The sequence below is a fragment of the Niallia sp. FSL M8-0099 genome, assembly GCF_038006945.1.
In the GTDB taxonomy this organism is placed as follows: Bacteria; Bacillota; Bacilli; order Bacillales; family Cytobacillaceae; genus Niallia; species Niallia circulans.
Window position 1 is genome coordinate 282,944 of sequence record NZ_JBBOWF010000002.1, and the last position, 23,883, is coordinate 306,826.

The 23,883-nt window shown below is 34.9% G+C and carries 27 protein-coding genes and 1 riboswitch; of the genes, 16 read left to right on the forward strand and 11 right to left on the reverse strand.

What is annotated here, in order from left to right:
- Positions 1-79: 79 nt before the first annotated feature.
- Both NSQ92_RS16295 and NSQ92_RS16300 read left to right on the forward strand, forming a co-directional pair.
- Positions 80-955 (forward strand): TetR/AcrR family transcriptional regulator, encoded by an 876-nt coding sequence (locus tag NSQ92_RS16295; RefSeq protein WP_047942196.1) that lies wholly within the window; start codon positions 80-82, stop codon positions 953-955.
- A 90-nt stretch (positions 956-1,045) separates the two neighbouring features.
- A complete protein-coding gene (locus tag NSQ92_RS16300) occupies positions 1,046-2,035 on the forward strand; it encodes a potassium channel family protein (protein WP_341118290.1) in 990 nt (329 codons plus the stop codon).
- A gap of 175 nt (positions 2,036-2,210) precedes the next feature.
- Here the strand turns inward: NSQ92_RS16300 and NSQ92_RS16305 are convergent, their stop codons facing one another.
- The 3 genes from NSQ92_RS16305 to NSQ92_RS16315 all read right to left on the reverse strand — a co-directional run bounded on the left by NSQ92_RS16305 (position 2,211) and on the right by NSQ92_RS16315 (position 5,417).
- Entirely contained in the window at positions 2,211-2,543 is a 333-nt protein-coding gene (locus tag NSQ92_RS16305; protein WP_047942197.1) for a four-helix bundle copper-binding protein, read from the reverse strand.
- A 163-nt stretch (positions 2,544-2,706) separates the two neighbouring features.
- Positions 2,707-4,053, reverse strand: coding sequence for a glucose-6-phosphate isomerase (locus NSQ92_RS16310; RefSeq protein ID WP_061799020.1), 1,347 nt, complete (start codon positions 4,051-4,053; stop codon positions 2,707-2,709).
- Between the two features lie 200 nt (positions 4,054-4,253).
- The gene (locus tag NSQ92_RS16315) at positions 4,254-5,417 is read right to left on the reverse strand and encodes an iron-containing alcohol dehydrogenase (protein WP_061799022.1); all 1,164 of its coding nucleotides are present in this window, start codon (positions 5,415-5,417) and stop codon (positions 4,254-4,256) included.
- A gap of 225 nt (positions 5,418-5,642) precedes the next feature.
- Here NSQ92_RS16315 and NSQ92_RS16320 point away from each other — a divergent pair, with 225 nt between their 5' ends.
- On the forward strand, positions 5,643-5,876 hold the full coding sequence (locus tag NSQ92_RS16320) for a DUF378 domain-containing protein (protein WP_047942200.1): 234 nt from the start codon (positions 5,643-5,645) through the stop codon (positions 5,874-5,876).
- A gap of 85 nt (positions 5,877-5,961) precedes the next feature.
- On the opposite strand, the gene NSQ92_RS16325 is transcribed toward NSQ92_RS16320, so the two are convergent.
- The 5 genes from NSQ92_RS16325 to NSQ92_RS16345 all read right to left on the reverse strand — a co-directional run bounded on the left by NSQ92_RS16325 (position 5,962) and on the right by NSQ92_RS16345 (position 10,117).
- Positions 5,962-7,185 carry an ornithine--oxo-acid transaminase gene (locus NSQ92_RS16325; protein WP_047942201.1) on the reverse strand — a complete coding sequence of 408 codons (1,224 nt, stop codon included), beginning with the start codon at positions 7,183-7,185 and terminating at the stop codon, positions 5,962-5,964.
- A gap of 184 nt (positions 7,186-7,369) precedes the next feature.
- Entirely contained in the window at positions 7,370-7,774 is a 405-nt protein-coding gene (gene yugI / locus NSQ92_RS16330) for a S1 domain-containing post-transcriptional regulator GSP13 (protein ID WP_095259324.1), read from the reverse strand.
- Positions 7,775-7,986: 212 nt separating this feature from the next.
- On the reverse strand, positions 7,987-9,159 hold the full coding sequence (locus tag NSQ92_RS16335) for an aminotransferase (protein ID WP_341152958.1): 1,173 nt from the start codon (positions 9,157-9,159) through the stop codon (positions 7,987-7,989).
- On the reverse strand, positions 9,159-9,659 hold the full coding sequence (locus tag NSQ92_RS16340; protein ID WP_047942204.1) for an Lrp/AsnC family transcriptional regulator: 501 nt from the start codon (positions 9,657-9,659) through the stop codon (positions 9,159-9,161). Before NSQ92_RS16340 ends, NSQ92_RS16335 begins: the two co-directional genes overlap by 1 nt.
- A 197-nt stretch (positions 9,660-9,856) precedes the next feature.
- A complete protein-coding gene (locus NSQ92_RS16345) occupies positions 9,857-10,117 on the reverse strand; it encodes a DUF1871 family protein (protein ID WP_047942205.1) in 261 nt (86 codons plus the stop codon).
- 168 nt (positions 10,118-10,285) lie between these two features.
- A riboswitch (SAM riboswitch) is annotated at positions 10,286-10,392 on the forward strand.
- Between the two features lie 155 nt (positions 10,393-10,547).
- On the opposite strand from NSQ92_RS16345, the gene NSQ92_RS16350 reads away from it, so the two are divergent.
- The 5 genes from NSQ92_RS16350 (at position 10,548) to NSQ92_RS16370 (ending at position 15,387) form a co-directional block, all read left to right on the forward strand.
- Positions 10,548-11,561 (forward strand): methionine ABC transporter ATP-binding protein, encoded by a 1,014-nt coding sequence (locus tag NSQ92_RS16350; RefSeq protein WP_061799037.1) that lies wholly within the window; start codon positions 10,548-10,550, stop codon positions 11,559-11,561.
- Positions 11,551-12,228, forward strand: a complete 678-nt coding sequence (locus tag NSQ92_RS16355) for a methionine ABC transporter permease (RefSeq protein WP_061799039.1) — start codon at positions 11,551-11,553, stop codon at positions 12,226-12,228. Before NSQ92_RS16350 ends, NSQ92_RS16355 begins: the two co-directional genes overlap by 11 nt.
- Before the next feature lie 32 nt (positions 12,229-12,260).
- Positions 12,261-13,085, forward strand: a complete 825-nt coding sequence (locus tag NSQ92_RS16360; RefSeq protein WP_341152959.1) for a MetQ/NlpA family ABC transporter substrate-binding protein — start codon at positions 12,261-12,263, stop codon at positions 13,083-13,085.
- Between the two features lie 275 nt (positions 13,086-13,360).
- On the forward strand, positions 13,361-13,906 hold the full coding sequence (locus tag NSQ92_RS16365; protein WP_061799041.1) for a polymer-forming cytoskeletal protein: 546 nt from the start codon (positions 13,361-13,363) through the stop codon (positions 13,904-13,906).
- A 206-nt stretch (positions 13,907-14,112) separates the two neighbouring features.
- Entirely contained in the window at positions 14,113-15,387 is a 1,275-nt protein-coding gene (locus tag NSQ92_RS16370) for an Nramp family divalent metal transporter (protein ID WP_144581254.1), read from the forward strand.
- A gap of 162 nt (positions 15,388-15,549) precedes the next feature.
- On the opposite strand, the gene NSQ92_RS16375 is transcribed toward NSQ92_RS16370, so the two are convergent.
- A complete protein-coding gene (locus tag NSQ92_RS16375) occupies positions 15,550-16,065 on the reverse strand; it encodes a superoxide dismutase family protein (protein WP_341151756.1) in 516 nt (171 codons plus the stop codon).
- 128 nt (positions 16,066-16,193) lie between these two features.
- On the opposite strand from NSQ92_RS16375, the gene NSQ92_RS16380 reads away from it, so the two are divergent.
- Positions 16,194-16,583 carry a kinase-associated lipoprotein B gene (locus NSQ92_RS16380; RefSeq protein ID WP_341152960.1) on the forward strand — a complete coding sequence of 130 codons (390 nt, stop codon included), beginning with the start codon at positions 16,194-16,196 and terminating at the stop codon, positions 16,581-16,583.
- A gap of 43 nt (positions 16,584-16,626) precedes the next feature.
- On the opposite strand, the gene kapD is transcribed toward NSQ92_RS16380, so the two are convergent.
- Both kapD and NSQ92_RS16390 read right to left on the reverse strand, forming a co-directional pair.
- Positions 16,627-17,244, reverse strand: a complete 618-nt coding sequence (gene kapD, locus NSQ92_RS16385; RefSeq protein WP_047942214.1) for a 3'-5' exonuclease KapD — start codon at positions 17,242-17,244, stop codon at positions 16,627-16,629.
- Between the two features lie 381 nt (positions 17,245-17,625).
- Complete coding sequence (locus NSQ92_RS16390; RefSeq protein WP_047942216.1) at positions 17,626-17,832, reverse strand: hypothetical protein; 207 nt, start codon at positions 17,830-17,832, stop codon at positions 17,626-17,628.
- Between the two features lie 222 nt (positions 17,833-18,054).
- Here NSQ92_RS16390 and NSQ92_RS16395 point away from each other — a divergent pair, with 222 nt between their 5' ends.
- Genes NSQ92_RS16395 through mnhG form a run of 7 tightly spaced genes read left to right on the forward strand, consistent with a single transcriptional unit; the run spans position 18,055 to position 23,772 of the window.
- Positions 18,055-20,445, forward strand: a complete 2,391-nt coding sequence (locus NSQ92_RS16395; RefSeq protein WP_341152961.1) for a Na+/H+ antiporter subunit A — start codon at positions 18,055-18,057, stop codon at positions 20,443-20,445.
- Positions 20,432-20,857 carry a Na(+)/H(+) antiporter subunit B gene (locus tag NSQ92_RS16400; protein ID WP_047942218.1) on the forward strand — a complete coding sequence of 142 codons (426 nt, stop codon included), beginning with the start codon at positions 20,432-20,434 and terminating at the stop codon, positions 20,855-20,857. Before NSQ92_RS16395 ends, NSQ92_RS16400 begins: the two co-directional genes overlap by 14 nt.
- Entirely contained in the window at positions 20,857-21,195 is a 339-nt protein-coding gene (locus NSQ92_RS16405; RefSeq protein ID WP_047942219.1) for a Na(+)/H(+) antiporter subunit C, read from the forward strand. The genes NSQ92_RS16400 and NSQ92_RS16405 overlap by 1 nt, the downstream gene beginning before the upstream one ends.
- Positions 21,188-22,660, forward strand: a complete 1,473-nt coding sequence (locus tag NSQ92_RS16410) for a Na+/H+ antiporter subunit D (RefSeq protein ID WP_341152962.1) — start codon at positions 21,188-21,190, stop codon at positions 22,658-22,660. The genes NSQ92_RS16405 and NSQ92_RS16410 overlap by 8 nt, the downstream gene beginning before the upstream one ends.
- 5 nt (positions 22,661-22,665) lie before the next feature.
- Positions 22,666-23,142: a Na+/H+ antiporter subunit E gene (locus NSQ92_RS16415; RefSeq protein ID WP_251688413.1), complete on the forward strand. Its 477-nt coding sequence runs from the start codon at positions 22,666-22,668 to the stop codon at positions 23,140-23,142.
- Positions 23,142-23,429: a Na(+)/H(+) antiporter subunit F1 gene (locus NSQ92_RS16420; RefSeq protein WP_047942223.1), complete on the forward strand. Its 288-nt coding sequence runs from the start codon at positions 23,142-23,144 to the stop codon at positions 23,427-23,429. Before NSQ92_RS16415 ends, NSQ92_RS16420 begins: the two co-directional genes overlap by 1 nt.
- Positions 23,410-23,772 (forward strand): monovalent cation/H(+) antiporter subunit G, encoded by a 363-nt coding sequence (mnhG, locus tag NSQ92_RS16425; protein ID WP_095259317.1) that lies wholly within the window; start codon positions 23,410-23,412, stop codon positions 23,770-23,772. The genes NSQ92_RS16420 and mnhG overlap by 20 nt, the downstream gene beginning before the upstream one ends.
- Positions 23,773-23,883 lie beyond the last annotated feature (111 nt).

Below are 23,883 nucleotides of genomic sequence, written 5' to 3' on the forward strand. Positions count from 1 at the left end.
TGACTGATTAGTCACATATATTAGAAAAAGATGACCAATAAGTCAAGGTGTACTTCCTATACGTTCAGGAGGAAATTACGTGAAAGAAAAAGAAAAAATAATTATAGATTCTGCCATAAAGTTTTTTGCTCAAAAGGGATTTTCTTCTACATCAGTGCAAGAAATTGCAAGTGATTGCGGTATATCAAAAGGAGCCTTTTATTTATACTTTAAATCAAAAGACTCTCTTCTTTATAAAATTATGCAATATTACTACGATGAATTGATTACTACTATGGAAGAAATAAGTCAAAGGCGAATCCCTGCAAGAGAAAAATACATCGATCAGCTTACCTTTATGTTTAATCATGCTTTAAAACATAAAGAGTTTATTGTCATGCAATCAAAAGAACAAGCTATTCCCTTAAATAATTCTATCAAAGATCTGTTAGTAAAAATGCAGTCCGAGCTTCAAAGTTATAATCTCCAAGGACTCCACTCTATTTATGGGGAAGAGAAAAAGCAATACCTTTTAGATTTGCTTATGATCCAAGATGGCCTTATTCATTCTTTTTTAAAACTTGTGATTTTAGAGCCTATTAATGTCTCAACAAGGGATATTTCCATCTACTTATTAAAAAGATTAGATTCAATTATAACAGATATGGACAAAAATAATGAGCATCCACTCTTTTCTACTTCTTTTCTAAAATATATAATTAAAAAGCCTAAAATTAACTTTATGGAACATAGCCATCAAGATATACTAGATGCTATTGCCTCCATCCAACGTAAGATTGAGCATGGAGCAAACAAACAAGAGATAGAAATAACACTAGAAGTATTAATGGCAGAGATTCATGCTGATGAACCAAGAGTACCCATAATTAAAGGCATGCTCTCTAACTTGAACGACTATAAAAACTTTGAAGAAGAACAGAAAACAATTGCTTCTTTTTATCATATCCAACTTTAAAAATATCCTGATAAAAAACTTTCATTGATTATGAAAGTTTTTTTATTGGTCAATAATGCAAAGGATAACAACTATTATGAGGTGTTTACTTTGCCTAATTCTATGCTTTCTAGATTTTTAAGATTACCGTTAAGTATTCGTGTTTTATCGATTTCCTTAACTATTATAATCCTATTCGGCTGCTTTATCACTTTAGTGGAACCAGAAACATTTCCCACTTTATTTGAAGGCATTTGGTGGGCCATTATTACTACCTCTACCGTTGGATATGGCGATTATGCTCCTATTACCGTTCTTGGGAGAATAACCGGCATGCTGTTAATCTTAACAGGCGTCGGATTTCTCTCTACCTACTTAGTAACATTGGCAACAGCAGCTGTGGCTAAACAAAACGCGTATCTGGAAGGAAAAACCACTTATAGAGGACAAAACCACTTGATAATTGTCGGCTGGAATGAACGGTCCAAACTAATCATCCATTCTATCATTAAAGATCGCGAAAACATTCCAATTACTTTAATCGATGAGTCCTTAGCAACAAATCCAGTTCCAGAAACTATTCATTTTGTAAAAGGGAATTCTAATTTAGATAGTGTCCTATTGAAAGCGAATATCATGACTGCTAGTAAGGTCATTTTAACAGCAGATCAAAACAAAGAAGAATTACAAGCAGATATGCACACTATTTTAACTTTACTTGCTATTAAAGGACTAAATGCAAATGTACCTTGCATCGTTGAAATACTTACTGCTGAACAAATACAAAATGCTAAAAGAGCTGGTGCAGATGAAATAATTGAAACAAACAGCCTTACTAGCTTTGTTATGCACAACAGTTTAAATTCACAAGATACGATGATTGCATTTTTAGAGCTTTTAAATCAATTGAAGGATAAAAAGCTTCAATTTATTCCAGTGAAGAATATAGAGGAAGAATTAGTTGATTATCTGACTTTAAACAATTTTTTATTAGCTGAGGGTAAATTATTATTAGGGGTCAAACGTGGGGGAACTAGTTATCTAAATCCAAAGTCTTCATTTGAATTTGAGGAAAAGGATGAGTTAATTATTATTACTTAGAAATGTTGTTAGCTAAATGAGTACAGGAAGTTGTCATGAAAGCAGAAGAGAAAAATTCTTTTTTTAAATTATGGTTTTTCGAGGCTGTCGCTCGCTTAAAACTGTTTCGAACCGCCTCCTCGAAAAACCAATTTTTTTCTCTTTCAATAAAGAGCTAAGTCTTTATTACAACCTGTTATGCTTCTAAAAATGTTTTACATGCTTCTACACACTCTTTACAGATTTCTGCACAATATTGACAATGGCGATGATCGTGTTTCTTACATTCATTTGCACAATCCTCACAAACAGAAAGGCATATTTCTGCAAATTCTTTTGCATATGGAGATTTTCTGATAATTGCCTGCTCTAAGTAACTACAAAATTGAATACTTTCCCTATTCATATGAATACAATCAAGCATTGGTGCTACCTGCTCTTCTGTTAAACATTCATTTAAGCAATGATTACAAACAATCATGCATTCCTGTAATGATTTAATCAATAACTGTTCTTTTTCAACAAGCATTCCTATTTCCTCCTTCTATTACCCCTTTCTATTTATTTAACCTCTCTTAAAACCTTTAAACATCTTGAATTAAAAATGAATAGAGAAGCAAGTATGTTTTCCTAAATAAAAAAGCTGTCGAATACTCAAATACGAGTATATCGGCAGCTCAATCCATTCTATCTTATAGACGACTTTCTAACTCTGCTTTTTTCTCTTCAAAGCCAGGTTTACCTAGTAAAGCAAACATATTTACTTTGTATGCTTCAACCCCTGGTTGATCAAATGGGTTTACTCCTAATAAATATCCACTAATCGCACAAGCTTTTTCGAAGAAATACACAAGATATCCAAATGTATATTCATTCATTTCTGGTATTGTTACAATTAAATTTGGCACACCGCCATCTGTATGTGCAAGTAACGTACCTTCAAATGCTTTATTATTAACAAAGTCAACAGTTTGTCCAGCTAAATAATTTAGCCCGTCTAAGTCATTTTCTTCTGCTTCGATAACTAATTCATGACGAGGCTTATCTACTTTAACAATTGTTTCAAAAATATCGCGACGGCCTTCCTGCACATATTGTCCTAAAGAGTGAAGGTCTGTTGAGAAGTTTGCTGAAGAAGGATAAATACCTTTTTGGTCTTTCCCTTCACTTTCACCAAACAATTGCTTCCACCACTCAGAGAAGTATTGCAATCCTGGCTCGTAGTTGATTAACATTTCAATTGTTTTTCCTTTGTTATAAAGAACGTTACGAACTGCAGCATATTGATAGGCAATGTTATTTTTTAATTCAGATGTACCGAAATCTGTTCTAGCCGCTGCTGCCCCTTCCATCATTGCTGTAATATCCGCACCGCTGACAGCGATTGGTAATAAACCAACTGGTGTTAAAACAGAATAGCGTCCACCAACATCATCTGGGATAATAAATGATTCATAGCCCTCTTCTGTAGCAAGAGTTTTTAAAGCTCCTTTTGCTTTATCAGTAGTAGCATAGATTCTCTTTCTCGCTTCTTCTACTCCATATTTTTGTTCCAACAATTTACGGAAAATACGGAACGCAATTGCCGGCTCAGTAGTTGTTCCAGACTTAGAAATAACGTTAATAGAGAAATCTTTATCTCCAAGGAAGTCAATAACATCACTCATATAAGTGGAGCTAATATCTTTTCCAATAAAGATAATTTGTGGTGTTTGTCTCTTTTCTTTTGATAAAGAATTATAGAAGCTATGATTTAACATTTCAATTGCAGCACGTGCTCCTAGGTAAGAACCACCAATACCGATTACAAGTAAAACCTCTGAGTCGCTTTTAATTTTTTCTGCTGCTTTTTGAATGCGAGCAAATTCTTCTTTATCATAATCTACAGGAAGATCGATCCATCCTAAAAAATCACTTCCTTGTCCAGTTTTTTCATGCAAGGAATGATGGGCAACTTTAACTGCATCTTCTAAATATGTAATTTCGTGCTCTCCAAAGAAACTTAATGCCTTTGAGTAATCAAAACGAACGTGTGTCATAAATGATCCTCCAATATAATTAATTTATACTCCTCTTCCACTTTATCGGAAGTAGAAAAAGTAATCAAGAAAGAACTTGATATGAAAACGGATACAAACTGTTTTTTTTAATTTTTTCACCAATTATTCCATTTCTTCTTTATTACAGAAAGACGAACAAACAATTCATGCGAACTGTTTGCTCGTCTTTCTTCATTTTTTTATAAAGAGGCTTTATAAATTGCTAAAACATCCTCTGCATCTAACACTTTAAATTGGCCAAATCCACCATTCGTCATTGCTTTTTCAACCATTAACTCAAGTTTACTATCATCAATGTCGTAATCAGCTAAACGAGAAGGTGCACCAAGGTCATTCCAGAATGCTCGTAATTTCTCAATTCCTTCTAGACCAGCTTCTTCCGCTGTTTTCCCTTCTGGGTCTACCCCAAATACGCGAACAGCTAATTGCTTAAAGCGTTCTGGTTTTACTGCTAAATTATGCTTCATCCAATTAGGAAAAAGAATGGCAAGTCCTCCACCATGAGGAATATCATACACTGCAGAAACAGCATGTTCAATGTTGTGGGTAGCCCAATCACCACGATATCCCATATTAAGCATACCATTAAGAGCCATCGTTCCACAATATAATATTGCAGCACGATATTCATAATTTTCTAGGTCGTTTACAAGTTTTGGCCCAAACTCTATAACCGTTTTCAATACAGATTCACACATATAATCCTGTAATTCTGTGTGTTCTTCTAAATGGAAATAATGTTCAAACACATGTGACATCATATCTACAATTCCGTATATTGTTTGATCTTTCGGAACTGTATATGTATTTTCCGGATCTAAAATAGAAAATACCGGGAATGTAAATGGACTTCCCCAGCCAACTTTCTCTTGTGTTTCCCAATTAGTAATAACAGAGCCAGAGTTCATTTCAGAACCAGTGGCTGCAAGTGTTAAAACTGTGCCAAATGGTAACGCTGCTTTAGGCATAGCTTTTTTTGTGATGAACTCCCAAGGGTTCCCATCAAATTTTGCTCCTGCTGCAATGGCCTTAGTACAGTCAATAACGCTTCCTCCACCAACTGCTAAAATAAAATCAATGCCTTCTGTTTTACATATATCAACTCCACGTTGTACAGTAGTTAATCGAGGATTAGGCTCTACACCAGATAATTCAAATACCTCTTTGCCATTTTCCTTTAAGATGGTCATTACATTATCATATAGACCGTTTCTTTTAATACTTCCTCCTCCGTATACTAAGAGGATTTTTTTACCATAGGAAGCTAATTGATCTTTTAGTTGTGCCAATTGCCCTTTACCAAAAATAAGTTTTGTCGGGTTATAAAAAACAAAGTTTTCCAAATGAATGCCTCCCATTCTGTTTTTACATTAGTACAAAGAAATACTAATTGTACGCTTATTATTAATCAAACTTATGAGAAAATCAAAAGATTGAGCTTAGTACTGACAAATAGTATGTGTTTTCTCTATCATTCATTATTCGTTAAATTTTCCCCAAATGCATACTTTCGTGAATTCTACTAAGAATAAGAAAGATTCCACTATATTTTTTAAGGAGGACATAAAATGAGCGCAATCCAAAGAGTTGCATTAATATTAACGATTATAGGAGCAATAAATTGGGGATTAATTGGCTTTTTTCAATTTGATTTAGTGGCAACATTATTCGGCGGCCAAGGATCTGTCGTTTCTCGTATTATTTACGGTTTAGTCGGAATTGCAGGATTAATTAACCTTGGTTTATTATTTAAGCCATCTTCTGCAGCTGAAAGAGAGTCTATCCCAAAAACAGCTAGATAAATAAAAATGGATAAACAAAAATAAAGCCGAACAATTCAACTTGCTGAATTGTTTGGCTTTTTTGTAAGGAATGGTTCGTTTTTATTTAGTTTAGATCCTGGATATCCTCATTTAATACTTGCTTTATACGCTCTATCGCCCAATCTAGCTCTTCCTTCGTAATCGTTAATGGTGGAGCAAAGCGAATGACGGAATCATGGGTTTCTTTGCATAACAGTCCTACTTCTTTTAACTTTTCACAATAAGTTCTAGCCTCAACCTTTAATTCAACCCCTATAAACAATCCTCTTCCGCGTATTTCTTTTATTATTGGATTTGTTATTTCCGATAACTTTTGAAGAAAGTACTCGCCTAATTGCGCCGAACGATCGGTCAAATTCTCTTCTAAGATTACATCTATAGCTGCAATTGATACAGCACACGCCATTGGATTTCCTCCAAAGGTTGATCCATGAGAGCCTGGATTAAAAACACCTAATATGTCTTTATCTGCAACTACACATGAAATAGGAAAGACTCCTCCTCCAAGCGCTTTTCCTAAAATATACATATCTGGTACAATATCGTACCACTCACTCGCAAATAATTTACCTGTTCTTGATAGACCTGTTTGAATTTCATCGGCAATAAACAAAACATTATTAGCCTTACATAATCGATAGGCTTCTTCCATAAAGCCTAGAGGCGGAATGATAATACCAGCCTCCCCCTGAATTGGTTCTACAATAAATGCGGCTGTATTTGCGGTAATCGCTTCTTGTAATTGTTCAATATCTCCATAGGCAATTGTTTTAATCCCTGGTAATAATGGTCCAAATCCGCGTTTATATTCTTCATCCGAGGAAAGAGAAACGGCTCCCAGTGTTCTTCCATGAAAATTCCCCTCGCACACAATGAGTTCTGCTTTGTCCTTTTCTATTCCTTTGCAGTCATATCCCCATCTTCTTGCTGCTTTGATAGCAGTTTCTACGGCTTCAGCACCTGTATTCATCGGTAAGATCATCTCTTTTTTTGTTAGGGAGCTAATCTTTTCATACCAAGGACCTAATTGATCATGATGAAAGGCTCGAGAAGTTAAGGTTACACGGTCCGCTTGTCTCTTCAATGCTTGGATTATTTTAGGATGACGATGCCCTTGGTTTAATGCGGAATAAGCACTCAGCATATCCATATATTTATTTCCTTCAGGGTCGGTAATCCAGACTCCTTCTGCTCCTGAAATAACAATCGGCAATGGATTATAATTTTTTGCTCCATATTTCTCTGACTGTTCCATTAGTGAGATAGATTTATTAACTTCTTGTACCATTTAATCATCCTCCCATTTAATGTATAAATGTAAGTAAAGATCTATATTATTAACTTTAGCTGATTTTTCTACAGATGGATAGATATTTATTTTCTAAAAATTCATTCTAGATTACCTCTCCCTTGAAAAGCGCAAAAAAGGCTGCCTAATGTGTAATTCACATTGGACAGCCCTTTATAAAATGTTATTTTTTAATTAAATCATCGCGGTTAGATTGATCAATCCACTCTTGTAATTTATCTTTTAACGTATTAAATCCTTGTACGTTTTCTGTTTCAACTACAGCAGCTGTTTGACGTTTAGGACGAGGTTTTTTTGCTTTAGCAGCTTCTGGTTGCGCTGGTGCTTCTTCTGTTGCACGGATAGAAAGACCAATTTTTCCAGCATTTTCGTCAATGGAAAGAACTTTAACGTTCACTTCATCGCCAACTTTTAAAAATTCATTAATATCTTTTACATAACCATGGGTTACTTCAGAAATATGAACTAAACCTTGTGTATTTTCATCTAAAGAAACAAACGCACCATATGGTTGAATGCCTGTTACCTTTCCTGTAATAACACTTCCAACTTCAATTTTATCTGACATGAGAACACTCCTAATTGTTTATATTAATTTTCCTTTTATATGCATTATAAGATTATATCACAATATCGCCATATTTACAAAAGGATTTATTTTTACTGTTATAATTCCCGTTAATCTTTTGCTTAAACTATGACCTTTACGGAACCAGCTTAAATAAAAAAAGGCATTTGAAAGGATGGGACTTCCCATCTATTCAACACCTCTTTTTGCCTTTATTTAGAATATTTTTCGACAAATCGCTTCATTCGTTTCATAGCTTCTTGCAATTGTTGCAACGATGTAGCATAGGAACAACGAACGTGTCCTTCGCCACTTTCACCAAATACACTTCCTGGCACAACTGCTACTTTTTCTTCCATCAGCAGTCTTTCTGCGAATGACTCTGCATTCATTTTTGTCGCTGTTATATTAGGAAACGCATAAAAAGCTCCGCCAGGCATATGACAAGTTAACCCCATATCATTTAAGGATTGAACGATAAAATTCCTTCTGCGCCGGTAGCTTTTCTTCATTTCTTCTACATCGTTTTCACCACTTCGCAATGCTTCTAATCCAGCATATTGAGCCATCGTTGGGGCACACATTAAACTATATTGATGAATCTTTAGCATCGCTTGAATTAATTCCTCTGGTCCACAAACAAAACCTAGTCTCCAGCCTGTCATGGCAAATCCCTTTGAAAAACCAGAAAGGAGAATAGTACGTTTCCATGCTCCCTCTATTGCTGCTGTACTTGTATATTCTTCATCATAGCAAAGCTCTGCGTATATTTCATCGGAAAGAATAAGCAAGTCATACTTTTCTGCTACTGCCACAATTGCTGCAAGCTCCTCTTGAGAGAGTGTGGATCCGGTAGGATTATTAGGCGAACAAAGCATAATTGCTTTTGTTCGGTCCGTAATGACTTCTTCTAGTTGAAAAGGCTTGATTTTAAAATTATTCTCCTTTAAGCTTTGAACCGCAATTGGAACCCCTCCTGCAAGCGTTACTAACGGTGCATAGGAAACAAAGCATGGTTCAACAACAATAACCTCTTCTCCTTGGTTCAAAATAGCCCGTAAAGCGATATCGATTGCCTGACTAGCTCCAACAGTTACAATGATTTCTGAAGATGGCTTATAGGATACCATAAATCTTTTTTGCATATAATGACTGATTTCCTCTCGAAGCTCGAGTAGTCCAGGATTTGCCGTATATGAGGTATACCCTTGTTCGAGTGATAAAATTGCTGCCTCTCTTGTTGACCAGGAGGTGACAAAATCTGGCTCTCCTACACCGAGGGAAATAACTCCTTCCATACCGGATGCTAAATCAAAAAATCTGCGTATTCCAGATGGTTTCATTTCCTCAACCTTTTGTGCAATATAACTTTTTGTTTGTCTCATTACGGTGACACCACAATTCTTTTGTCATCATCCGATTGTTCAAATATTGTTCCATCATGCTTATATTGTTTTAAAATAAAATGAGTTGTTGTTGAGATAACTGAATCCAATGTAGATAGTTTTTCTGAAACAAATCTTGCTACTTCATTCATCGATTTGCCTTCAATAATAACTGATAAATCATATGCTCCTGACATTAAATATAGTGACTTAACCTCTTTAAAACGATAAATTCTTTGAGCAACCTCGTCAAAGCCTACCCCTCTTTTAGGTGTAACTTTTACATCAATCATTGCAGTAACACCTTCATGACCTTCCACTTTTGACCAATCTACTATTGATGTATAACGCACTACGACATTTACTTCTTCTAATTTCGCAATCAACTCTTTTGTCTTTTCTAAATCTTCCCCAATCATCTTAGCTATATCTTCATCAGAAATCCTCGCATCTTTTTCTAGAATTTCTGCAATTTCAATTTCTTTATCTGTTAGTTTCATGTCCATCCTCCTGCTTGCCTTTTAAATATTCTCATTATATCAAATTATCACTAAATTTAATGCGCTAATTTCATTTTTTAAAACCAAAATTATATGCAAATTATTTGCTGGAATTTCTATCTATAAAAAAACTTTAGAAGTTGAAAAGAGAAGCAACTGATAACTTTTTATTCATCAAAAAGAGTTTATTTGACTCTCTAAAAAGAGCAGGAACTGTTTCGTTTTAGAGATAAAAGTTTATGAGAGATTGCTGTGCAATCCTCTAAAGGGAGCTTCTCTTCAAAAGAAAATTCAAAGATAGCTTGGATAGAAGCTGCTAGATCATCTTCCAAATCAACATCATGTATTGCTTGAAGAATATCCGCAATTTCAGTATCATAATTGCCCTCTCCTATTGAAAAAGGGTCCCATTCATTTAATAAACGCACACATTCTAAATTAATTTCCTGACTATTCATCCGTTGTCACCTTTCGTTCCATTTGTTCAGAAACCATTCTATCATATATCCTTCTGAAGAAGATAACAGAAATGGAGAGCCCCCTCCAATCTAGCTATTTTAAAGGTAAATTTTTATTGACAATTCAGTATTTTAGCTTTATTATTCATTTAGTGAAAATTCCATAATTACTTATCAAGAGAGATTGAGGGAACAGGCCCGATGACATCCAGCAACCTCCTTTCCTAAAGGAAGGTGCTAACTCCTGCAGAATGACTTATTCTGAAAGATAAGATCGGTATATTTAATACGATACTTCTTTCAAAATGAAAGAAGTTTTTTTTATTTCCCAGACTTACCGAAAGGAATTTTCACCAATCTTAACCGATAAAGGTTTTAAAATAATGTTACAAAACATGGCGTTTTTGGCAAAGGGGGATAGTATTTTCTAATGATACAAATAAATGATTTGGTCAAAATATATAAAACAAAAAAAGAACAAGTCATTGGTGTTGACCATGTTTCTTTATCTATTAAAAGAGGCGAAATATTTGGAATTGTCGGCTATAGTGGAGCAGGTAAAAGCTCTCTGCTTCGCTGTCTCAATTTATTGGAAAAGCCAACCAGTGGAGAAATTATCATTGACAATATTTCTTTAACAAAGTTAAATCAAAAGCAATTAAGAGCTGCTCGCTTAAAAATAGGCATGATCTTTCAACATTTTTACCTTGTTAGTAGTAAAACGGTATATGAAAATATTGCTTTTGCTCTTAAAGCAGCTAATTTACCTTCTAAGAAAATACATAAACGGGTATTAGAGTTGCTTGATATGGTGGGGCTGGCAGATAAGAAAGATGTCTTTCCTGCCCAATTAAGTGGAGGACAAAAGCAAAGAGTCGGAATCGCAAGAGCCCTTGCAAATAATCCAACCGTACTTCTTTGTGATGAAGCAACTTCTGCACTTGATCCAACTACAACAAAATCCATTCTTGCGTTATTAAAAAAAATTAATAAGGAACTTGGTTTAACCATCGTTCTAATCACCCATGAAATGGAGGTTGTGAAAGATATTTGTGATCGAATGGCTGTCATGGAAGCAGGGAAGGTAGTGGAAGAAGGTCCAGTTTACGATATGTTTGCAAACCCAAAACAGGAGCTTACTAAAAACTTTGTAAATAGCATTCTTCAATTTGAATTACCTAACCACCTATTAGAAGAAAGAAAAGGGAAAATTATTAAGGTTACCTTTCAAGGTGCCATCGCGGAAGAGGGAATTATCTCGGACGCCTTTCAGCACTATCAGGTGAAGGGAAATATTCTTCATGGAAAAATTGAATATATTCAAAATAATCCCCTTGGTATTTTTATCATGGAATTAACAGGGGAAGAAAATGAAATTGTAAAAGCGATACAGTATATTAAAGATCGCACCAAAAATGTGGAGGTGATATATCATGCCTCTTAGTCTGGATTGGAATTATTTGATCGAGTTACTTCCCGACTTAAATTCAGCATTTTTTGAAACCTTATATATGGTTGGCATTTCTATTGTTGTGGCTATTATTGTGGGTTTACCGATCGGAATCCTCTTATTTGTAACAGATAAAGGATTGTTTCTCGAAAATACACTATTAAAAAACACGGTGGGCTTTGTTGTAAACATGGTGCGGTCAATCCCTTTCATTATCTTACTAATCGCCCTTTTACCATTAGCAAAATGGATTACCAACACAACGATTGGTCCTACTGCTGCTTCTGTTTCTCTATCTGTTGCTGCGATTCCGTTTTTTGCAAGAATAGTAGAACAAGCTTTTCGTGAAATTGATAAAGGAGTAATTGAAGCTTCCGTTGCTATCGGCGCTTCCCCATGGATGATTATCTGGCAAGTCTTAATACCAGAAGCAAGACCTGGAATTATTCAAGGAATCACTATTACCATTATTAATTTAATTGCCTATTCTGCTATGGCTGGAATAGTCGGCGGCGGCGGTGTAGGTGATCTTGCCATTCAATACGGCTATTATCGCTATGATAATACTGTCATGATTACGACTGTCGTTGTTCTCATTTGCTTAGTTCAAATCATTCAATTCTTTGGGGATAAAATATCCAAGACATTGGATAAGCGTTAATAATCACTTTAAGTTAATAGGAGGAAAAGACAATGAAAAAAATACTTATAGGAATTCTATTATTATTATCATTTACAGTACTTAGTGCTTGCGGACAAGACAAAAACAATGCAGATTCAGGGGAGAAAAAGGAAATTAATATTGGTGCTACTTCTGGTCCCTATGCAGACATGGTTAAAAAGGCAATTAAACCTATTTTAGAAGAGAAAGGCTATAAAGTAGAAATTACAGAGTTTACAGATTATGTGCAGCCAAATAAAGCTCTAGCCGATGGTAGTATTGATGCGAATCTATTCCAACATAAAATTTATATGGAATCTTTTGCTCAACAAAATAACATAGAGTTATCTGAACTAATTTCTGTTCCAACTGCACCAATGGGTATTTATTCCAAAAAGTTTAAAAGCTTGGAAGATATTACAGATGGGGCAACAATTGCTATCCCTAACGATCCGACCAATGCGGCTCGTGCCTTCTTAATTTTAGAGGAAGCTGGCTTAATTAAAATTGATCAAGCTGCGGATCCACTTACTGTGTCTGAAAAAGATGTGACAAAGAATATTAAAAACCTAAAATTTGAAACAATTGAAGCGGCACAATTACCTCGTGCAGTTGACAGTGTAGATTTATCCGCTGTACCAGGCAACTTCGCCCTAGCAGCAAAAATGAACTTATTAGATGCACTAAAACTAGAAAATATGCTCGATCAATATCGTAATCGTGTTGTTGTTAATACAAAAGACATAGATGCTCCATTCGCTAAAGATATCAAAGCCGCTGTTGAATCAGCAGAATTCGAAAAAGTAATTGATGAGGATTTTAAAGGCTTCGGTAAACCAGAGTGGATGAATCAATAAATTGATGTTACGCAGTTATAAAGAAGCGAGGTTTGTTGGGAATTTTTTTCCCGACAAACCTCGCTCTTTTTTTTATGCAAAACGAATAACTGATGGAAGAAAAAGCCTGTTGCCAATTTTCTGATTATTAAAATAAAGTCACATATTCACCATATTTCTTTCACAAATTAGTCACACCTCCCCCCTCTACAACTACAAACTGTATGTTAATATAATGTTGTATTGTGAATCCATTCACATAACAATATAAAGAACATTTATAGGGGGAACTAATCATGAAAATTACACCAAAAGTTTTACTAGCTTCCATCTTAGCAGGAGCACTTTTAACTGCTTGTGGAAATACAGACACAGAACCAAAGAAAGAAGAGAAAAAAGCAGAACAATCAGCTGATGTAGTAACAACAGCTTCAATCGTAAATGAAGCAGATCCACTAGTGAAAGCATTAAGTGCTGATGGAACTTGGATTGTTGCAACACTTCAAGATTTAAAAGTAGACAGTGATATCTTAGTAGCTGGTGAATTCCACGATAAAAATGATGCTGCTAATCCAATCTATCGTAAACTTGCTCTTTATACACAAGATGAAGACCATAACATTATTGATTCCTTCACTTTAACAGCTCCTAAAATGACTGTACAAAGTGAAAATTTCAAAATCCAAGGCGGTACTTTTGTCGGTGATGTTTACGTAGAAGCTAATGGATTTACTATTGACGCTACTGCAAAAGTAGATGGTAATGTTTATTACAAAAGTGATGCATTTAAATCTTCTGCTGTAATTGATGGCGAAGTAACTGGTACACAAGAAGTAAAATAATAGCTTATAATACCTAGCTGGAAATTCAGCTAGGTATTTTTTGTATTTCCTGTATTCTACACTCCCATACTCCCTCAACAAATTAACAAAAATTCCTATAAATTAATAACACAAATAGATTGACAATTTTCTAATTTAGGAATATCTTTTATATAAAAGTTGCATTAACGAAACTTTTTAAACCAAAGCAAAATCAGGTGAGAAAAATGGACAGAAATCGATCTTTAGAAAAAATTCATTCTAAATCAGCAAAAAGTGTGTTTAGCAAGGAAGTTAAAGGTTGGAAAAAAATCCTTCCGTTTCTAGGACCAGCATTCATTGCGGCAATTGCCTACATTGATCCAGGAAACTTCGCAACGAATATTGCTGCTGGATCAAAATATGGATACTTATTATTATGGGTTATTCTTTTTTCTAATATTATGGCGTTAATTATTCAATCCTTATCAGCAAAATTAGGTATCGCTACCGGTAAAAATTTAGCAGAGATAGCACGAGAGGAATTTCCCAAGCCTGTATCTATCGGCTTGTGGATACAAGGTGAGCTTGTCATTATGGCAACAGATTTAGCAGAGTTTATTGGTGCAGCACTTGGTATTTATCTTCTCTTTGGTATTCCTTTACTGGAAGCTAGTCTGATTGCTGCTGTAGGATCTTTTGCTATTCTTGAATTACAAAGACGGGGATACCGTTCTCTAGAAGCAGGAATTACTGCGATGCTATTTATTGTTGTCCTTTCTTTTATTGTACAAATGTTCTTTGCGAAGCCAGATGTTCCATCTTTATTACATGGGTTATTCACTCCACAATTTGATGGAGTAGATAGCGTAATTTTAGCTGCTGGGATCCTTGGGGCTACAGTAATGCCACATGCGATTTACTTACATTCTGCATTAACACAGAATAGAATTGTTGGGGAAACGGATAAAGAGAAAAAGCAAATCTTCCGCTTTGAATTTATCGATATCCTTATTGCCATGTTGATTGCAGGATTTATTAATGGGGCAATGCTTATCGTCTCTAGTGCATTATTCCATAAAAATGGATTATTTGTAGAAGATTTAGATGTAGCTTTTAACTATTTTGGACAGTTAGTAAATCCCGTTTCAGCAACTTTATTTGGACTTGGTTTATTAATTGCTGGATTATCCAGTTCATCTGTAGGAACGATGTCTGGAGATGTTATTATGCAAGGATTTATTCATTTTCGCATTCCTTTATATGTAAGAAGATTTATTACAATGGTGCCTCCTATTGCTGTCATTGCATTAGGTATTAATCCAACAACTGCACTAGTAATAAGTCAAGTAATTTTATCATTTGGAATTGGTTTTGCTCTTATTCCATTAATAATGTTTACTAGTTCAAAACGTATCATGGGAAACCTAGTCAATACAAAATGGATTACGATTATTTCATGGGTTATGGCTATTTTAATTGTTGGATTGAATATTTTTATTCTCGTACAAACATTTCAGTAAAACAGGAATCTTATAAAGGCGAATCTAAATCTTTTTCGTATAAAAGAAGCAGAATAACAACACTAAAAAATCCTAAAACATTTTTTGTTTGTCCCAGCTTCTTAGAAATGAACCAAAGAAACAACAGGCAATCCTAAAAGTCGCCTGTTGTTTCATATAGAATTATTTCTTTTTAATCGATCCACATGCGATTCTTTCGCCTGAATCCCCTGCAGGTTGAGTCATTCCGTCATCTTGTTGTTCGGTAATAACGATTGAAGTCCCTTTTTTGCTGAATAATGATTTTTTTCCATCTCTAAGGGTTACTTGTGGTGCCATTAGCTCAGCTTTTACGGTTCCATCTTCCTTTACCAAGATATTAGGTAAATCACCTGCATGGGCACCTTCTGGGTGAAGTAAACCATGTTCTTTATTATCTGGATTAAAGTGATTGCCTGCCGATTGAAAATCTGGAGCATCACATTTATTTGTTTCATGTATATGAATACCATGGATTCCTGGAGTTAGACCTTTTAAATTTAAAGATAATTTTACTCCGTCAGCCTGCTCCTGCAATTTAATTGTTCCTAAAGAGTCTCCCACATCATTAAACATTTCTACCTCTGCTTTTGTCACTTCCCCCTCCGCACAGCCGGTTAGGAAAATGGTTATCAGCACTAATAAACTCAGTTTTCTCATCTTTTTTCCTCCATGGACGGTTTGGTATTAATATTTGAAAAAAGACTCCTTATTATGCAGTTATTCTCGTTTATCAAACTATAGCCTTTGTGATACTATTAAAGGAAAGAAAATCTGGAGGGATTAGATTGTCAGAACTAGCTATCGGTTCCATCGTCACCGCTTTTTATAAAACTGGAAAATACATCGGGGAAATTACAGAGATTCGTCCTCAAAGTTATTTAGTAAGGGTTCTTGCGGTCTTAAAGCATCCGATGCAAGGGGATTTGCATCAGCCAAAAGAGGCCATAGTTGATATTTTCCATGAAAGAAAAGCCCTTTCTTACCGAGAACAGATGAATGCTTCAAAGAAAATGGTCAAGCTATATAAGGAAGACTCCATTCCTTCTTATAATGATTCCCTACAAACAGCTATCGAAAAAATGCGTAAAGAGCTTCAAGAAGATGATTCTGCTTTCGCTATTCAAAGTTTAAAAAACCTGGAAATACTTAATGCAGAATACTATAAAATCGTTTAGAAGAAAATAACAAAAAAGACGAGGAATGTATTCTTCGTCTTTTTTATGCAAACTTATTAAATAATTTAGACATATCAATTAAGTCTCCAATGGTTGGTTGATTAGATTTCCCCAAGTACTTCTTATCTTGCTCAACAAGTTTAAAAATATGATAAGTGGTTAAGGCATCATCTAAAGCACGATGATGTTTCCCAGTTCCCTCTCTGCCATATTCCCTAACTGCTTTCCATAAGCCTGTTTGGTTTTTATCACCAAAAAACCGCTTATATTCCATCGATAAATCAACTTCTTTACAAGATAGAATAAAGGGAAGTTGTGCTTTATGACAATTATCCTTTAGCACTTTCATATCCATGTTTCCCCATGTAACAATAATATTTTGATATCCGTTACAAATTGCCTCAAGCTTTTTCATTAGATCGTATAAAGATATCCCGTTATTTACTTGTTCTTGTGAAATATGTAGAAAAGATTTGCATCTCCTTGAAAGGGTTGAAAACTTACGGGGTACTACATATGAAGAAAACTGTTCCCTTATGGTATCACCAACAACGGCTACAATACCAACTTCAATAATTTCTGGATAAAACCCCTTAAACTTACTACTTTTCTCTGGCATGGTGAATTCAAAGTCAATAAATAAATACTGTTGCTTTTCCATTCTTTCACCTTCTTTTTTATCGATATTTCACATGAATCATCCTGTCTAAACCGTTCTTTCTTCTATGCATCTCGATAAACTAGCTGTCTTTTATTTATCTATATTATAACAGAATATCACTTAACCTTTTTAATTTTCTGTATTTTTATCTTTATTTTTTTTATTAACTTATCAGATCCATTTATTGGTTCTATGCAGAAATGCAACGTAAAAAAAACTGGATAGCTCTCCTGTTTAAATATAGTTTGGGAAATACGAAAGACTGCTTCCATTTGGATATTTATGAAATAAACAAGTTTTTCCCTTACACATATTTTTCCTTCTACTGCAGAACATAAAAAAAGAACAACCCTTAATAAACGGCTGTCCCTTTTCGCTGCATTATTCTTCTGCGATTATCCTGATATATTCTCTTGGTTGAAAAGGAATCATCGTTTCATCCAAAAAAGGAGAGTTTGCCTCTTCTATGAAAAGAAGTTCCTCCAGTGAATAAAACTCTCTTTTTTGGAAGTTGTCCAATAAAATTCCAACAAAAAGACATAAAGAAAATAGACAAATGGAAATATTTACTTTTATTTTTAATTGCAAAGTATACCACCTCACCATTAGTTTGAACAAAAAGATGGATGTTTTACACAAAAAACAAAAAATTTTTTCCTGTTTTAGACCATGTTTCTACCTATTTAATAGAAAGGTTTAGTCTTAACTTAATTTCTAGTTTCCTATATGCAGAGCGTTTTTTTTTGCGTTATACTTTAACATGTTCAATCATTTCAAGCGTCTTTTAGCAAAGTTAAAGGAGGGGTTAATTTGTCTATTCTTCACTGGGCTGTACTTGCACCATTTTTATACACCCTATTAATACCGATCACATTTATATTTAGGAAAAAAATACATACGGGATGGTTTGTTCTTCTACTTCCCTTGCTGTTGTTTATTTATTTTTGCCGAAACATTGGGACAACCTCAAATTTACATACAAAAGTAGAATCAATCCCCTGGATCCCATCACTAGGAATCGATTTCGCCGTAAAATTAGACGGTCTTGGCATGCTATTTGCCTTATTAATAACTGGAATCGGTTCTCTTGTTATTCTCTATTCCATTTATTATTTGGATAAAAACAAAGAGAAGGTCAATCATTTCTATGTATATCTTCTGTTATTCATGGGAGCAATGCTCGGGGTCGTCTTATCTGATAATCTCATTGTTCTTTATATGTTCTGGGAAATTACAAGTATTTCTTCGTTCCTTTTAATAGGTTTTTGGAATAATCGAAGTAATTCGCGATATGGCGCAATCAAATCAATGGTTGTTACCGTATTTGGTGGTCTTTCCTTATTAGCAGGGATTGTCCTACTTTACCTAATGACCGGTTCCTTTACTATTTCAGAAATAATTACTTCTGTTCAACAAGAATCTATTATGTCTCATCCGTTATTTATTTTAGGGATGATTTGCATCTTACTTGGAGCATTTACAAAATCGGCCCAATTTCCCTTCCATATTTGGCTGCCTGATGCAATGGAAGCTCCAACACCAGTCAGCAGTTATTTGCATTCCGCTACAATGGTTAAAGCTGGAATATATCTTGTGGCCCGTTTAAGTCCTGTCTTTGCAGTGTCTGGTTATTGGCTGTGGATTGTATCACTTGTCGGGATTGTTACACTGATATATGGATCTTTTATGGCGATAAAACAAGTAGACTTAAAAGGTCTTCTCGCCTACTCAACCATTAGTCAGCTCGGAATGATTATGTCTTTACTAGGGATTGGAGCTGCTGGTGTCCACTATGACAATGAAAGTGTGTATTACATTGCTACAGCTGCTGCAGTCTTCCATCTTGTCAACCATGCAACCTTTAAAGGAAGTTTGTTTATGATGGTTGGAATTGTTGACCACGAAACTGGAACAAGAGATATTCGCCGTTTAGGCGGCCTGATGAAAATTATGCCTATCACATTTGCTATCGCATTAGTCGGCTCGATGTCTATGGCTGGAATCCCCCCATTTAATGGATTTCTAAGCAAAGAGATGTTCTTTGCAAGCATGTTAAATATTCTTGATTTCCAAATGTTTAACCTAGATACATGGGGAGTTTTATTACCTGTCATCGCCTGGGTCGGCAGCATCTTTACATTTGTCTATAGCATGATTCTTGTATTTAAAACTTTCACTGGAAAATATCAACCAGAAAAATTATCTGCTAAACCACATGAAGCACCAATGGGTATGCTGATTTCACCCATTATCTTAGTATCACTTGTTGTCATATTTGGATTATTTCCTGGTCTTCTATCCAATACCATTCTTTCTCCTGCTATTACATCTATTTATGGCGGAGGCGTTTATGATCTGCATATCTATCACTGGCATGGATTTGAACCTGAGTTATTTATGACAATTGGGGTCATTGTATTGGGAATAATTCTCTATTTAACTGTGGGAAAATGGTCTGTTATCTATCAAGCCATTCCTGTTATTTGGAATCGAATATATGATTGGTTATTTGGCGAAACAGAAAATGGATTTAACAAGCTGACAAACAGATATATGACAGGTTCCTTGCGCACCTATCTCATTTATGTCTTTTCTTTCTTTATCCTAATCCTTTCTTATACTTTATTTGCAAAGGATGGATTTACAATAGACACTTCCCGACTAGCACCAATTGGTGGATACGAAGTAGTACTGTCGCTTGTTCTGGTGATTTCCACCATAGCTATACTATTTGCTAAATCCCGTTTGACCTCTATTATTCTTTTAGGGGCAGTCGGATATACCGTTTCTTTATTTTACGTAGTATTTCGCGCACCTGACCTTGCTTTAACTCAATTAGTTATTGAAACAGTTTCCGTTGCTTTATTCTTATTGTGTTTTTACCATTTACCTAGAAATGCTAGAAAAAAGGAAAGTATTCCTTTCAAATTATCAAACGCAGTCATTTCCGTACTAGTAGGACTCGTAGTGATGGTTATTGCGATTGCCTCCTATAGCACGAAACTGTTCGATTCCATTTCTCAATTTTATGTGGAGAATACTTATACGAAAGCAGCAGGAGAAAACATGGTAAATGTTATCTTAGTGGATTTCAGGGGATTTGATACACTCTTTGAAATTACAGTATTAGCTATTGCTGCTATTGGTATTTATTCGATGATAACTTTGAGAATGGGAGGAAAGAAAAATGAAAATAAATAATTTAGTTTTACAAACCATTACAAAAGTCATTGTCTTTTTGATACTTCTGTATGCAGTTGATCTCTTTTTTTCTGGTCACTATACACCAGGCGGAGGCTTTATCGGCGGATTAATGGCAAGTGGAGCAATAGTTCTATTGCTGATAGCTTATGATTTAAAATTAGTAAAAAAAATCTTCCCTGTTAATTTTATCTATGTTACTGCAATAGGCTTGCTGATAAGCACTTTAACAGGAATGATTGCCGTATTAGATGGGAAACCATTTTTAACGCATTTTTTTAATAAACATGCGCACTTGCCTTTATTAGGAGAAACGTCCCTTCACACTGCTGCACTGTTTGATCTCGGGGTTTTCCTAGTAGTAGTGGGAGTTACAATGACCATTATTCAAACGATTGGAGAGGATGACTAATGGAATTCTTAATGGCATTCATTATCGGCATTTTATTTATGTGTGCGACGTATTTAATTCTTTCTAAGAGTCTATTGCGCATTATTATTGGAACTGGCCTTCTTAGCCATGGGGTTCACTTATTAATATTAACGATGGGTGGTTTAAAGAAAGGTGCTGCTCCTCTCTTAGGTCAGCATGCTGACAGTTATTCTGACCCGTTACCCCAAGCATTAATATTAACTGCGATTGTTATTAGCTTTGGTGTCACTTCCTTCTTATTAGTACTTGCATACAGAACTTATCAAGAATTAGGGACAGATAATTTGGAGAAATTGAGAGGGAAAAAGCATGAGTAATTTAATTCTATTTCCAATTTTAATTCCTTTACTCACAGGAATCATGTTGATTTTCTTTTATAAGAAGACCATCTTACAACGGATTATTTCCTTATTGAGCACTAGTGTTTCGATTATTATTGTGCTATTTATAATAGATAAAATCAAAAACGAGGGAATTCAAACAGTAAATTTGAGTAATTGGGATGCTCCGTTTGGGATAACGATTGTATCAGATATGGTATCAGCACTTCTTGTGTTAACAACAAATATAATCGCCTTTTGTTGTATCCTCTACTCCTTTAAGGGAATCGATAGAGAAAGGGAAAATTACTTTTATTACGCTATGATTCAATTTCTCTTAGTTGGTGTTATTGGTGCGTTTTCAACTGGCGATATCTTTAACTTGTTTGTATTCTTTGAAGTAATGTTAATGGCTTCCTATGTACTACTTGTTCTTGGAAATACAAAAATTCAATTAAGAGAAACAGTAAAATACATTATTGTAAATGTTGTCGCTTCTGCACTCTTCGTTATTGCCGTTGCCTATATTTATTCTGTTGTTGGCACTTTAAATATGGCGTCTATTTCAGAACGAATCAGCGAAGTGGATGGATCAGGCATATTAACGGTCATAGCTGTCCTGTTCTTAATCGTTTTTGGATTAAAAGGAGCTCTCTTCCCGTTATTTTTCTGGCTTCCAGGATCTTATTATGCCGCTCCAATACCGATACTTGCATTATTTGGAGCGCTATTAACAAAAGTTGGAGTTTATTCGATTGCCCGGACGTACTCCCTCTTCTTCTATGAAGATTCTTATGTCTTTACATTATTAGGTAGCCTTTCTCTACTAACCATTATTTTAGGAGCAATTGGAGCAATTGCCTATAATGATGTCAAAAAAATTATTATCTATAATATCGTTACGGCAATTGGGGTTATCTTGTATGGATTCTCTATTTTTAATAGTACTTCCTTAAATGGATCGATTTTCTACCTTTTACATGACATGGTTATTAAAGGAGCACTGTTTCTATTAATCGGAATCATGATTTATATTACTGGAACTAGTAATTTAAAATATATGAGTGGCTTAATGAAAAAATATCCTCTACTTACTTGGACTTTCTTTCTTGCAGCACTTGGACTTGCAGGTATTCCGCCATTAAGTGGCTTTATTGGTAAATTACTAATTATCCAGGGAGCGTTTGAAGAAAGTAATTATATTGGAAGTTTTATTGTTGTGCTATCGAGTCTCCTCGTTCTACTATCTGTTATCAAGATATTTGTTAAAGCTTTTTGGGGAGAAGAATTAGATAATATTACTAGAAAGCCTATAAAAACACTTTTACTGCCCGGATGTTTACTAGTCCTTCTTTCTTGTCTAATCGGAATTGGTGCAGAGGTGATTTCACCATATATTTCTCTCGCTGTTGAAAGTTTATTGCAGCCGGAAAACTATATAAATGCCGTATTAAAGGAGTGATGACAATGGCATTTCAATTATTATTAAATTTTGTAATCAGTTTTATTTGGATGTTTCTGAAAGGCTCCTTCGCTCCAGATACGTTTCTAATCGGCTTTATTATCGGATTGATTCTCATTTTTATTACAAGAAGATTTTTCTCCGATAAGTTTTATTTATATCGAGTTGTTTCTATATTAAAGCTTTTAGGTATTTTTCTAAGAGAATTAGTACTTTCTAATATTGCCGTGTTAAAAATTATTCTTCGACCAAGGTTAAAAGTAACGCCGGGTATTTTTGCCCTCGAAACGGATTTAAGGAAAGACTGGGAAATAACGCTACTTTGTAACCTTATCACCCTGACACCTGGAACCCTTGTTGTAGATATTTCAGAAGATAATAAAATCCTATATATTCATGCAATCGATATTAGCGATAAAGAGGCCGCTATCAGCAGTATCAAAAATAGCTTTGAAAAAGCCATACAAGAGGTGAGTATTTGATGTTCCAGACGATTATGCATATATCTTTATTTATTGTTTCTACCTCGACGATTTTATTTATTTATCGAGTTGTAAAGGGACCTTCTACTCCCGATAGAGTAGTCGCTTTAGATGCCATCGGAATCAACCTTGTTGCGATTACTGCTATTTTATCAGTGGTGTTAAAAACATCAGCCTTTTTGGAAGTTATTCTTCTCATTGGTATTTTAGCCTTTATTGGTACGGTAGCTTTCTCGAAGTATCTGGAGAAAGGAGTAATAATCGAAAATGACCGCGACAATCATTAGCATTATCATAGCTATTCTTATTCTCTTAGGAGCCTTATTAAGTCTGGTTGCAAGCATTGGCGTATTACGATTACCTGATGTGTACACAAGAAGTCACGCAGCATCTAAATCTGCGACACTAGGGGTCATGTTTATCCTTCTTGGTGCTTGTCTCTACTTTTTCCAGTCGGAACAAATTTTCAATTCCCGTTTAATTCTTGCCATCGCCTTTATTTTCTTAACATCTCCAGTTGCGGGACAACTTATTATTCGCTCTGCTTATAACAGAAAAATACCAATGGCAGATGAAGCGATAAGAGATGATTTAAAAGAAGCGAGAAACGCTGCTGCGAAAAGCAAATAAGCCCATCATTTGCCTGCGGAACCAATGTTTTTAGCAGGATAAGCTATCGATCATAAGCAAATAATATTCCTGTCCTGTCATTGGACTAATACAGAACAGGAGTACAATAAT

Excerpts from the sequence above, each read along its gene's own strand:
- NSQ92_RS16305 (WP_047942197.1), bottom strand. The coding sequence starts at position 2,543 with ATGCTTGTTGAAAAAGAACAGTTATTGATTAAATCATTACAGGAATGC.
- NSQ92_RS16310 (WP_061799020.1), bottom strand. The coding sequence starts at position 4,053 with ATGACACACGTTCGTTTTGATTACTCAAAGGCATTAAGTTTCTTTGGA.
- NSQ92_RS16320 (WP_047942200.1), top strand. The coding sequence starts at position 5,643 with ATGAGCGCAATCCAAAGAGTTGCATTAATATTAACGATTATAGGAGCA.
- NSQ92_RS16325 (WP_047942201.1), bottom strand. The coding sequence starts at position 7,185 with ATGGTACAAGAAGTTAATAAATCTATCTCACTAATGGAACAGTCAGAG.
- yugI (WP_095259324.1), bottom strand. The coding sequence starts at position 7,774 with ATGTCAGATAAAATTGAAGTTGGAAGTGTTATTACAGGAAAGGTAACA.
- NSQ92_RS16335 (WP_341152958.1), bottom strand. The coding sequence starts at position 9,159 with ATGAGACAAACAAAAAGTTATATTGCACAAAAGGTTGAGGAAATGAAA.
- NSQ92_RS16340 (WP_047942204.1), bottom strand. The coding sequence starts at position 9,659 with ATGAAACTAACAGATAAAGAAATTGAAATTGCAGAAATTCTAGAAAAA.
- NSQ92_RS16345 (WP_047942205.1), bottom strand. The coding sequence starts at position 10,117 with ATGAATAGTCAGGAAATTAATTTAGAATGTGTGCGTTTATTAAATGAA.
- NSQ92_RS16350 (WP_061799037.1), top strand. The coding sequence starts at position 10,548 with ATGATACAAATAAATGATTTGGTCAAAATATATAAAACAAAAAAAGAA.
- NSQ92_RS16355 (WP_061799039.1), top strand. The coding sequence starts at position 11,551 with ATGCCTCTTAGTCTGGATTGGAATTATTTGATCGAGTTACTTCCCGAC.
- NSQ92_RS16360 (WP_341152959.1), top strand. The coding sequence starts at position 12,261 with ATGAAAAAAATACTTATAGGAATTCTATTATTATTATCATTTACAGTA.
- NSQ92_RS16365 (WP_061799041.1), top strand. The coding sequence starts at position 13,361 with ATGAAAATTACACCAAAAGTTTTACTAGCTTCCATCTTAGCAGGAGCA.
- NSQ92_RS16370 (WP_144581254.1), top strand. The coding sequence starts at position 14,113 with ATGGACAGAAATCGATCTTTAGAAAAAATTCATTCTAAATCAGCAAAA.
- NSQ92_RS16375 (WP_341151756.1), bottom strand. The coding sequence starts at position 16,065 with ATGAGAAAACTGAGTTTATTAGTGCTGATAACCATTTTCCTAACCGGC.
- kapD (WP_047942214.1), bottom strand. The coding sequence starts at position 17,244 with ATGGAAAAGCAACAGTATTTATTTATTGACTTTGAATTCACCATGCCA.
- NSQ92_RS16400 (WP_047942218.1), top strand. The coding sequence starts at position 20,432 with ATGAAAATAAATAATTTAGTTTTACAAACCATTACAAAAGTCATTGTC.
- NSQ92_RS16405 (WP_047942219.1), top strand. The coding sequence starts at position 20,857 with ATGGAATTCTTAATGGCATTCATTATCGGCATTTTATTTATGTGTGCG.
- NSQ92_RS16410 (WP_341152962.1), top strand. The coding sequence starts at position 21,188 with ATGAGTAATTTAATTCTATTTCCAATTTTAATTCCTTTACTCACAGGA.
- NSQ92_RS16415 (WP_251688413.1), top strand. The coding sequence starts at position 22,666 with ATGGCATTTCAATTATTATTAAATTTTGTAATCAGTTTTATTTGGATG.
- NSQ92_RS16420 (WP_047942223.1), top strand. The coding sequence starts at position 23,142 with ATGTTCCAGACGATTATGCATATATCTTTATTTATTGTTTCTACCTCG.
- mnhG (WP_095259317.1), top strand. The coding sequence starts at position 23,410 with ATGACCGCGACAATCATTAGCATTATCATAGCTATTCTTATTCTCTTA.